We start from the raw sequence: 11,014 nt of genomic DNA on the forward strand, positions 1-11,014 counted from the left end.
TTAGCAAGTTAGCAAGTTAGCAAGTTAGCAAGTTAGCAAGTTAGCAAGTTAGCAAGTTAGCAAGTTAGCAAGTTAGCAACACTAGACTGCCAACCACTTGTGTCAAGCCGTTGTTTTTAAAATCTGACTTCTAACTACTGATATCTGATATCTCCATGTTTGTTCGGCGTTAAAACGCCTCCTACGTCTCGTATCTCGCAAACTTTACTCTTTCCCCTAGCAACTCGCTAACTTTTGGAACTTCAATCTGACAGCTGACGGCTAAATATTAAAACCAAAAAAGCCAAGCGTTTCGCAACGGTTGGCTTTTTCAGATTTAGTTTTAAGTCTAGCCGCTTAGGCTAGTGCTCTGTAATTAGCTCAGGTTCATTTCCTGAATGATTTCGTGGGCAATTTCCGGAGTTGTACTGACCGGCTTTTCGTGTAGTTTGGCTTTCATTTGCCCTTTACGATGTTTAAGTGATGCATCAAGTTTTTTTGCAGCACCTGCGATAGCTGGGTACATCACATCATCTTCAGCTTTTACTGATAAACGTGCGCCTTCATAGGTTGTACTAATCTCAGCCTGATACTTATTGTGTTCTTTTGAAAGAATAATATCGAGTGATATTAATGATGGAAAATGGCTAGCAATTTTCGAGAACTTCTCGTTGATATGAGCTCTAACAGCCTCAGTAACGTCAACATGATGACCAGAAATATTAATCTTCATAGGGTATCCTTTTTTCTTGTTACCTCACAGTTAGTATTGGGGGCGAATTGAATTAACACAAGCGAAAATTGCAGATAATTAGTAATTGATTGTAACCACAGATGATTTAGATCATGCGTTGCGGATAAAATATGCAAAAGCCCGCATCACACGGGCTTTTCAGAAAGGTTAACAACTGCTCATTAACTATACGAACAACAGTAGTCAGCAAACTCGCTGACCTTTACTAGAAAGGTAACATTTGCATCAACCGTAAAAGACTCTCCAGCTTGCATCGTTTGCCATTCGCTCTCACCGGGTAATAGCACTTGCCAACTGCCACCGTTAAGCTCCATCAACTCTTTTTTACTCGTAGCAAACTCAAACTCACCCGGTTGCATAAAGCCTAACGTCTTCGTGCTGCCATCAGCAAATACCACAGTACGGCTAGACACTTTACCGTCAAAATACACATTGGCTTTTTTCAGCACACTTACATTATCAAACTGAGACATCCTCACTCCTGTTGTTTTGTTATTAAGTTACAGACAGTGCCAGTTGTCTGTTTAGCATTCAAGGGGAGCTGGGTGAGAAATAATCAAGTCGGGCTAGCTGTAAGCTGTCAGTTTTAAGCCGAAGAAGCAATTGTGGTAGGTCGTGCTTTAGCGCTATAAGAGGTTAAAGGATCAAAAAACAATTTAATTCTGTTTTTGTCAAATATAGTAACTAAAGCATAACCCCACTGATGTGACACAGGCACCTAGCACTGACGCACCTGCAAATGTTATACAGTTATCTGCCATGTAACTAACCACGCCACCATGAACAAAACCATTATTTTGCTTTAGCTCTTCTTTAATTTCTAAACGTAACTCAGTATAACCAGCTTCGAACTTTTCAAGCTCCGCACCTAATAAATTGCTAAATTATTGCTGAGCCAATATTTCCTTTCCAGTTTTTAATGTAACTTGCAATTGTTTACTCCTTTATTTGAACCTTAAAAACCTAATACTCAAAAAACAGTCGAAAACCCTTTGCTCATAAGAAGCTAGTAATGTTGGTTGTGCTTTAGCGGGTAAAGAGTTAAATAAATCATTAAGTTATCGATAGACAATGATAGCGCCACCAATAAGCGGCTAAAAATAGTTGGCTAGAATTTGTTATTCACGAATAAAGCCAACCATTTTTTTTCCTCTGTTACAACTTTGCTAGCATTTTACTCAGGAGGAAAAAAGCTCCAAATATCAAGACCAAGTATATTTTTACACCACTCTTCAAAAGTATAGGTCTTTTCTTTTATAGTAAATTTTAGTGCCATTGGATAGGTTCTTATTTTCTCTTCATTAAGCAAGTCTACAAACTCAATATAGAAATCATCATCGAGGTCAGTATAAATATTAAGTTCATCAAATTCCCTCCTTACACAAGTTTCTATCAGGCAGCCTTTGTCTGTTACTACGCAAACATCTATTAAAGATGTAAGTTTGCACGTCCCTTTCCACTGAAGTTTAGCTGACCTTCTATGGCACTCTTGAGTAAATGAGTACTTTGTTTTTCCTGTAATTTTAAAAAACCAATTATCAATTACTTGTAGACACCCATCAATCTCATATTCACGCATCAATAACTCAAAAATTCTATCTTGTTTTAACTCTTTGCAATACCCTACGAAGAATAAGTCTCCTTTCTCATTTGCCAAAAGCTCTGACATTTTAGCTTCACGCTTTATACAATGCTGGACACCATTTTGGTTACATACTTCTATGAAATTGATTGAGTGATCTAAGTTACACACCGAAAATAACCTTTTAGTGAAAGAGGTATAGTCATGTGGAAACATGTACTTTTTTTTCTTTTTCCAAAACATTCTATAATTACCTTTTGAAGTGCAACATCTTATAGTGAGTTAATCACACATATTTCTGCTAACTTAACGCTCATTTTTCTACATTATTATAGTTTTAACAAATCATCTAACACATTACTATTATTAAGTTTTTCTTCTTAAAGAAAAATAAACAAGGCTGTTTGAATACCATAAAATCGGGAGTGAAATACCAATAAAATCGGGGCTGAAGAACCAAAAAAATCGGAGCTAAAGCTCCCTCCTACGATTTTATTTGGCACTGTGCTTTAAATAATTTTGATCTGACAGCTGAAAGCTTATGGCTGACAGTTCAGGAGACGCGCTAAAGCACGACCTACAACGACAGCGCGCGAAACAAGTTTCATGCCTACAAGCTCTTACCAACAAAAAAACCCGCGCTGTGCTATACAGGGCGGGCTTTTAAATTTTAGCGGCTTAAGCTTAGAACAAGGCGTTTGCTTTGTTTACGATGTTTTCAACAGTGAAACCAAAGTGCTTGAATAGCTCGCCTGCAGGTGCTGACTCACCGAATGTCGTCATACCAACTACTGCACCATTTAGACCTACGTATTTGTACCAGTAGTCTGCGATGCCCGCTTCGATTGCTACGCGGCGTGTTACGCTTGCTGGTAGTACGCTTTCTTTATATGCAACGTCTTGCTCATCAAATAAATCAGTTGAAGGCATAGATACCACACGTACTTTTTTACCTTGTGAACGAAGTTCTGCAGCAGCATCTTGTGCAAGCTGTACTTCAGAACCTGTTGCAATAAGGATAAGCTCTGGCTCACCGTCACAGCTAAGTACGTAACCACCTTTTTTCACATCGGCTAACTGTTGTGCAGTACGCGTTTGTTGCTCAAGGCCTTGACGAGTGAAAATGAGTGACGTTGGGCCATCTTTACGCTCAATAGCTTGTTGCCATGCAATCGCTGACTCAACTTGGTCACATGGACGCCAGTTCACTAGGTTAGGCGTTAAACGCATGCTTGCGATCTGCTCTACCGGTTGGTGCGTTGGACCATCTTCACCTAGACCAATTGAGTCGTGCGTGTATACGAAGATGCTTGGCTGCTTCATTAATGCCGCCATACGTACTGCGTTACGTGCGTATTCCATGAACATTAAGAATGTAGCACCGTAAGGAATAAAGCCTTTATGTAGTGCAATACCATTCATAATCGCTGACATACCAAATTCACGTACACCGTAGAAAATGTAGTTACCGCTAGCATCGTTAGCTTCTAGGCCTTTTGAGCCATCCCAAAGTGTTAAGTTAGAACCAGCAAGGTCAGCAGAGCCACCCATGAATTCTGGTAGTAACGGACCAAACGCGTTTAATGCATTTTGTGATGCTTTACGTGTTGCAGGGTTTGCAGGATTTGCTTGTAGCTCTTCGATGTAAGCTTGTGACTTTTCAGCCCAATCTGCCGGTAGCTCACCGTTTGTACGGCGCTTAAACTCAGCAGCAAGTTCAGGGTATGCACTTTCATAAGCTGCAAATTTTTCGTCCCAGCTTGCTTCTAGTTGCTTACCTTTTTCTTTGCCATCCCACTCGCTATAGATATCAGCTGGGATTTCGAATGCATCGCCAGTCCAACCAAGGAACTCACGAGATGCTTTAATTTCGTCTTCACCTAGTGGTGCACCGTGACAATCATGGCTACCTGATTTATTAGGTGAACCATAACCAATCACTGTTTTACAACAGATTAATGATGGCTTATCAGTAATGCTACGCGCTTCTTCGATAGCGGCGCGAATTGCATCAGGGTTATGACCATCAACATCGCTAACTACGTGCCAGCCGTATGCTTTGAAGCGCGCTGGTGTGTCATCGCTGAACCAACCTTCTACTTCACCATCAATTGAGATGCCGTTGTCATCCCAAAACGCAACTAGTTTACCTAGGCCTAATGTACCGGCTAATGAACAGGCTTCGTGTGAAATACCTTCCATTAAACAGCCATCACCCATGAATGCATACGTGAAGTGATCAACAATATCGTGGCCTTCACGGTTAAACTGTGCAGCTAGCGCTTTTTCGGCAATTGCCATGCCCACTGCATTTGTGATCCCTTGACCTAATGGACCCGTAGTAGTCTCAATACCTGGTGCATATCCATACTCTGGGTGACCCGGTGTTTTTGAGTGCATTTGACGGAAGTTTTTAATTTCCTCTAGTGGTAAGTCATAGCCACTTAAGTGCAGTAGAGAATAGATCAGCATTGAACCGTGGCCATTCGAAAGAATAAATCGATCTCGGTCTGCCCACTCTGGATTCGTTGGATTGTGCTTTAGATAATCGCGCCATAGTACTTCTGCGATATCTGCCATGCCCATAGGGGCGCCAGGGTGACCAGATTTGGCCTGTTGTACTGCGTCCATTGATAAGACGCGAATAGCATTTGCAAGTTCTTTGCGTGATGGCATGAATTCTCCTACCTTTATGTATTTGCGCTGGTTGTTTATAAAGCCCCATTCTTACTTATTGTAAGGGTACAGTGCAATTAAAAATCCGCATTAAATGCACCATTTATGGGCGTTTGTTAAGAACAATACGTTATTACTAATTTTAAATGGACGTCTAGGCGTAAAATTACTATGCAAACATATTTGTTTTAGATAAAATACGCCCCTTAATTTTTTAGCGCTATTACCGACGTTTGTGAAGCGCAATATTTGTGAGCAGAAATACAATGGCAAAACATTTATTTACTTCTGAATCTGTTTCTGAAGGTCATCCGGATAAAATCGCGGACCAAATCTCTGACGCGGTTCTAGATGCTATCTTAGAGCAAGATTCTCATGCCCGTGTTGCATGTGAGACTTACGTTAAAACTGGCATGGTGATGGTTGGTGGTGAAATCACAACTAGCGCTTGGGTTGATATCGAAGAAATCACACGTAAAACAGTACGTGAAATCGGTTACACGCACTCAGACATGGGTTTCGATGCTGACTCTTGTGCAATCCTAAACACTATCGGTAAACAATCTCCAGACATCAACCAAGGTGTTGACCGTGCTCGCCCTGAAGAGCAAGGCGCTGGTGACCAAGGTCTAATGTTCGGTTACGCATGTAATGAAACTGACGTTTTAATGCCTGCACCAATCACTTATTCGCACCGTCTAGTTCAGCGCCAAGCTGAAGTTCGTAAAAGCGGTGAGCTTAACTGGTTACGCCCAGATGCAAAATCTCAAGTAACGTTTGCATACGAAAATGGCAAGCCTGTTGGTATTGATGCAGTTGTTCTTTCAACTCAACACTGTGATTCAATCTCACAAAACGACTTAGTTGAAGCGGTAATGGAAACTATCATTAAGCCAGTTCTTCCAGCTGAGCTTATCTCTAGCGCAACTAAGTTCTTCATCAACCCAACAGGCCGTTTCGTAATCGGTGGCCCAATGGGTGACTGTGGTCTTACAGGTCGTAAAATCATCGTTGATACATACGGTGGTATGGCTCGTCACGGTGGTGGTGCTTTCTCAGGTAAAGATCCTTCAAAAGTTGACCGTTCAGCTGCATATGCTGCTCGTTACGTTGCTAAAAACGTGGTTGCTGCAGGCCTTGCTGACAAATGTGAGCTACAAGTTTCTTACGCTATCGGTGTTGCAGAGCCAACATCTATCAGCATCGAGACATTTGGTACAGGTAAATTAGAAGAAGCGCGTCTAATCGAATTAGTACGTGAGCACTTCGACCTACGTCCTTACGGCTTAATCCAAATGCTTGATCTTGAGCGTCCTATCTATCAACCGACTGCGGCTTATGGTCACTTCGGTCGTGATGAGTTCCCTTGGGAGCGTACAGACAAAGCAGACGCACTTCGCGCAGCTGCTGGCCTGTAATTGGTTAGATAAAATGAAAAAGCGCCTTTTGGCGCTTTTTTTATGAACACGAACCTAACTGACTTATTAAGTTATCTCGCGAGAACTGATTATTGGTTAATTGCTCTGTCAGTGCTTGTAGCGTTTTATAAACGCTCTTTAGCGATACCTTATTGCTCAACCAATGCGGGATTGAGCCACCCGGATCAGCATAGGCCTGATGGCTTACCAATAAATTACTTTGCTGCTCTTCTAAACGCCAATAAGCCCTGAGCTCTTTAATACGCACAACCCCAGAGACTTCTGCTTTAGCGTATGGCTGACTGATAATTTTTAGCTCTGTTTTATGTTCACCTAAGGCATGATAACAAGAGTAACTCACCAAATCGCGATCTAACACCGGCCAAGGCGAGTTAAAGTGAGTGTAAACAAGGGTTTCTGAGGGGCTTAAGCGCTCCATTAAAGTCACGCTTTTAACATTTTCGAGCCAATTGGGCGCGTTGTCGGTATCACTTAACAGCGCCATAAAGTCACTGGCCTTAGCATTTTTTACCAGCACAGAAGCATTAATTTCTATAATGCCAGTTTCGTGCTTTTTATAGCTAACCTTTATATCGTCTTGCTGTTTGTAGGTTTGCCATTCAATAGGGTTAGCCACTGCCGAGAGACTCAAACATGCTAACCCTATCCATAGGCACAAGCGCATTTATTTAAAACCAATAAGGGTCTGTATTAAATGACGCGTGGCGACTTTGCTCCATTGCACTGACCAAAAACTCTGACTTTTGATCAAGCCATGATTGAATTTTTGTTAGCTCTAAGTCGTCTTGCCCTGCACATAACTGCTTTAAGTACTCAAGGGTGCTTAACTCATAAATACCATGAGAGATATCAACCCACGGCATACGAAACTCGTTTCGATCTTCTTTATCGAACAAAGCGCCTAAGCAGTTGCCGCTGAGTAATGAGTTTTCAAGGCGGGTGCGCAGTGCCAAATAGTCTTTATCTGTAAACACTTGCTGCTCAGGAATAAGTTCGTGCATATCGTGCCAATCTTTAGCAAATAAACGCTTAGCAATATCGGCAACAGGTTTTTCAGCAGCTTGAAACTCAGTTTGCCCCCATGACTTACGCCATTGTTTTTCAATCAACCATGTTGTTAATTGTAATAATAAGCGATTGTATCGGGTGCTATGGAAAAGTTTTTCGATATCTTCAATGCTTGGCTGCAACTCTTTTAAGTCATTAATAACTTGAGTGAGCTCAGGCGCACTGTTGATTTTTTTGTAGTACGCGTGGCGCTTAGATGTGTAGGTTTTTAGCTGAATAGCATTTTCAACCCATGCTAATTCGCTTAATAACCACTTTAATTCTGTACGTAATGAGTCGGTATCGTCTTTACTAACAATATCGTCAAACAGCCAAAATGTATGGCGAATTAAACGAATACCGTCGGTGACACGCTTAAGGGTTTTTAAGCTTGGTTTTATGAAGTAGCAGGCTTCATGTTTTTGTACAAAGCGAATCGCGTAGTTAATACTTTCTACTAAAGCTTGTTCTTGGGTTGCACCACGTTTTAGTGGCACAAAGCCAATTGATTTGCTTGCTTTTAATGGTTTGTCATCTGCAAGACGATAACCTCGAGCAGCTTTAGAATAAAGCCCTAAGCGAACATGGCTTTCACTTACCAGTTTATCTGCCAAAGCAAACAACTCATTGCGACTACCTTCAATCAGTTCGATTTCAAGTTCAGAGATTGGCTCAACTTGGCCCGATGCCGCCACTTCACCTTTATCTAATACCACTTCAATTTTTGCGCCATTTTCGGTTTCGAGTAACCAAGTACGGCGTATAAAGTTAGTGCTAAAAATTGGGTATAGGTTTTCTGCAATAGCAGTCACTTGCATGCCATGCGGCCAAATAGCAGCATCAAATGCGAGTAAATCGGGGCGGTTACCTGACAGTGGTAAATTGTATTCTGGGCGCTGATGTAAGCCGCCAACCACTTCGCCAGCAAGCTTGATAGTTTGTTCACACTCACCATCACAACAGCGAGTACGAAGGCCAATATCTAAAGCTCGTAATTCTCGGCTTGGCGTATCGTAATAAGCATTTTGTAAGTTGCGTGACGGTTTATTGGTAACGGTTTTTGCAAATTGGGTAATTAATGCGGGGATCAGTGGAACAACGGCATCTGACACCAAAAACTTCAGTTCTATCTCAGTATCCATTCGCTTTGCGGAGTACATTTAAAATAAATAAGTGATCAAAATAAACAAAGCAGACTGTTAATGCAAATTTTTTCCTGTTTTTTGCGGTTAAGCCCACGCACGGATTACAATATCAGCCTTGCTATTAATAGTTGAAATCCCTACTATCTCTATACATAAAGAAATTATAAATTTAGCCACTTATAGGCAAGATCACATTAACAAGGTAGATTGATGTTAAAACAGTGTATTTTTGGGTTGCTCCTTGCGGCCACCTCTTTTATTAGCTACGCAGAAGAAGCACCAAGCAGCGACAGCCAAAACACCGCCTACATAGTCGATAACCTGTACACCTTTATGCACTCAGGTCCAAGCAAAAACTACCGCATTTTAGGTTCAGTCGATGCAGGTACACAAATAGTGTTATTGTCGGGTGAAGATAATGGCTACTTTAAAATTCGTGATGATAAAGATCGTGAAGGTTGGGTAGAGTCAAAATTTGTTACTGAAAACGCAGGTATTCAACAACAGTTTCAAGCGCTGAATAACGACATGACGGTAATGCAAGAACAGCTTCGTCAAGCTGAAATTGAACTACCACAACTACAAGAGCAGAACAAATCACTAACAGAGCAAAACCTAGCGCTTAGCAAGCAAATTGAAGCACTTAAAAGTACTATTGAGTCTGAGCGTAATGCTAAGCAAACAGCCAGTGCCAAAGAGAAACGTCAGTTATTAACTTATGGCGGCGCAATTGCGTTCATCGGCTTACTACTTGGTATTATCCTAACCGTGGTGTTATCTCGTCGTAAACGTTACGACGGCTGGGCATAAACCTCCTCCCCATTTTGACAAAAATAAACCCTGCATTTTGCAGGGTTTATTTTTTTAAACTTATCCACTTTTTACTCAAGAGCATTTTTGTCTAAGAGTATTAAACACTTCTTGCTTTAACACTAAAAACCCCTCTTTGTAACCTAAGATAAGCAATAACAATACCAAGCCTCCAGGCAATAGCACTGCAATAAGCAGAGGGCCTAAGATAAAGCTATAAAAGCAAATACCAGGTACGAATAATACATAACCAATTAAGCGTTTTAATTTATTCATAGTGCAACCATCCATTTAATTGAGCGCGCTCATTTTAATATTGAGCACGCTCAATTTACAACACCTTTGATTGAGTTTTTTTTAATTTCTGGTTAAATAGCATAAAAATTGGAGTGTTCAGTGACCAAAAAAGAGCAAACAAAACAACAGATACTTACAGCCTCATGGCAGCTTTTTTCAGAGCTCGGCTACCACCAGACCAGCACACGAGATATTGCAAGAGCAGCTAATGTCGCCAATGGCACAGTATTTAGTCACTTTGCGACTAAAGTTGAGATTCTTAAATACAGTTTTGAGAGTGAACTAGAAGACATTCTAAGCCGCGCTAAACATTCAGATTCGAGTACTACAGCGACAGATAGAATGTACCATTACGCTTGTTTTCTTTATGAGTTTTACCTTGCAAAAAAGGAGTTTAGCCGAGAGTTATTTAAAGAAATTATGTGGCAACAGAACGAGCTTGAACCGCAGCTTAAAGCATTCAAAAAGCGCCTGATCAATGACAATGAAGCAACCGCTTTAGATGCAGATATCATTATTGATATTTACTTTATGACGCTCATGGAAGGGCTTAATCAGGAAGACAGTTCTGTCGATTCGATGCTGGCAACACTCAAAGCAAAACTATCAAAAATTAACATCAATTAGGTTAGTTGTATAAACTGTAGCGCCGTTCGTTCAGTGCTACAGAAAGATAGGAAACCACTCGGTTTCCTTACGTTAAATATCGAATCTAAGGCCTGTGTCCTGTTTTATTTTTTCGATCACCATATAGGTGTGATGCGTACCCACTCCGGGAATATCAACTAAATCACCCAGTACTTGGCGATATTCATCCATATCTGAGACCCGTACTTTTAATAGGTAGTCATAGCCACCAGCGACCATGTCGCATTCAACCACTTGCGGAATATTCAATATATATTCGCGAAACACTTTAAATACCGATGTATTCGAGGTCACCAATGATACCTGTACATGTGCTAACAAGCTCTGGTTAAGTTTTGCTTCGCTAAGCTTTGCGTAATAGCCTTCGATGTAGCCTTCTTGCTCTAAACGTTTTACACGATCTAGACACGGGCTTGGGCTCAGATTTACCTGTTTTGCGAGGTTTACGTTCGATATTCTGCCATTTTTTTGCAGAGCGTCTAAAATTGCTAAATCGATGCGATCTAACATGCGTAATCTATTCGGACTGGTCATAACAGAATTTTATGCGGCTAAGTTAACGGTATGCCCTGTAAATTATCGTAAATCGAAAAATTTAACCAGCATATTCTGCTGGATTTTAATTAGAATGCACGAA

General features: G+C 41.0%; 11 protein-coding genes. 3 read left to right on the top strand and 8 right to left on the bottom strand.

The genetic code is table 11. The features are described from left to right. Positions 1-355: 355 nt before the first annotated feature. The 4 genes from hpf to tkt all read right to left on the bottom strand — a co-directional run bounded on the left by hpf (position 356) and on the right by tkt (position 4,991). Entirely contained in the window at positions 356-712 is a 357-nt protein-coding gene (gene hpf / locus NO991_RS08860) for a ribosome hibernation-promoting factor, HPF/YfiA family (protein WP_054551132.1), read from the bottom strand. Between the two features lie 182 nt (positions 713-894). Next, positions 895-1,206, bottom strand: coding sequence for a pyrimidine/purine nucleoside phosphorylase (locus NO991_RS08865; protein ID WP_054551131.1), 312 nt, complete (start codon positions 1,204-1,206; stop codon positions 895-897). 701 nt (positions 1,207-1,907) lie between these two features. Further along, positions 1,908-2,558, bottom strand: a complete 651-nt coding sequence (locus NO991_RS08870; protein WP_138599688.1) for a hypothetical protein — start codon at positions 2,556-2,558, stop codon at positions 1,908-1,910. A 441-nt stretch (positions 2,559-2,999) separates the two neighbouring features. Then, positions 3,000-4,991, bottom strand: a complete 1,992-nt coding sequence (gene tkt / locus NO991_RS08875; RefSeq protein ID WP_054551126.1) for a transketolase — start codon at positions 4,989-4,991, stop codon at positions 3,000-3,002. Between the two features lie 266 nt (positions 4,992-5,257). Between tkt and metK the strand changes: the two genes are divergently transcribed. Further along, a complete protein-coding gene (metK, locus tag NO991_RS08880; protein ID WP_054551125.1) occupies positions 5,258-6,409 on the top strand; it encodes a methionine adenosyltransferase in 1,152 nt (383 codons plus the stop codon). Between the two features lie 40 nt (positions 6,410-6,449). Here metK and NO991_RS08885 read toward each other — a convergent pair whose 3' ends face one another. Further along, complete coding sequence (locus NO991_RS08885; RefSeq protein ID WP_171041494.1) at positions 6,450-7,061, bottom strand: START domain-containing protein; 612 nt, start codon at positions 7,059-7,061, stop codon at positions 6,450-6,452. Between the two features lie 37 nt (positions 7,062-7,098). Beyond that, positions 7,099-8,619 (bottom strand): CYTH and CHAD domain-containing protein, encoded by a 1,521-nt coding sequence (locus tag NO991_RS08890; protein WP_300362159.1) that lies wholly within the window; start codon positions 8,617-8,619, stop codon positions 7,099-7,101. A 213-nt stretch (positions 8,620-8,832) separates the two neighbouring features. On the opposite strand from NO991_RS08890, the gene NO991_RS08895 reads away from it, so the two are divergent. Beyond that, positions 8,833-9,432, top strand: a complete 600-nt coding sequence (locus NO991_RS08895) for a TIGR04211 family SH3 domain-containing protein (RefSeq protein WP_054551122.1) — start codon at positions 8,833-8,835, stop codon at positions 9,430-9,432. 75 nt (positions 9,433-9,507) lie between these two features. Here NO991_RS08895 and NO991_RS08900 read toward each other — a convergent pair whose 3' ends face one another. Then, entirely contained in the window at positions 9,508-9,708 is a 201-nt protein-coding gene (locus tag NO991_RS08900; RefSeq protein ID WP_300362162.1) for a hypothetical protein, read from the bottom strand. Positions 9,709-9,828: 120 nt separating this feature from the next. Between NO991_RS08900 and NO991_RS08905 the strand changes: the two genes are divergently transcribed. Further along, on the top strand, positions 9,829-10,356 hold the full coding sequence (locus tag NO991_RS08905) for a TetR/AcrR family transcriptional regulator (RefSeq protein ID WP_054551120.1): 528 nt from the start codon (positions 9,829-9,831) through the stop codon (positions 10,354-10,356). A gap of 72 nt (positions 10,357-10,428) precedes the next feature. Here NO991_RS08905 and NO991_RS08910 read toward each other — a convergent pair whose 3' ends face one another. After that, the gene (locus tag NO991_RS08910) at positions 10,429-10,911 is read right to left on the bottom strand and encodes a winged helix-turn-helix transcriptional regulator (RefSeq protein WP_054551119.1); all 483 of its coding nucleotides are present in this window, start codon (positions 10,909-10,911) and stop codon (positions 10,429-10,431) included. Positions 10,912-11,014: the final 103 nt, after the last annotated feature.

Origin of the sequence: Pseudoalteromonas sp. DY56-GL22 (assembly GCF_041414715.1) — a bacterium.
Lineage (GTDB): Bacteria > Pseudomonadota > Gammaproteobacteria > Enterobacterales > Alteromonadaceae > Pseudoalteromonas > Pseudoalteromonas simplex.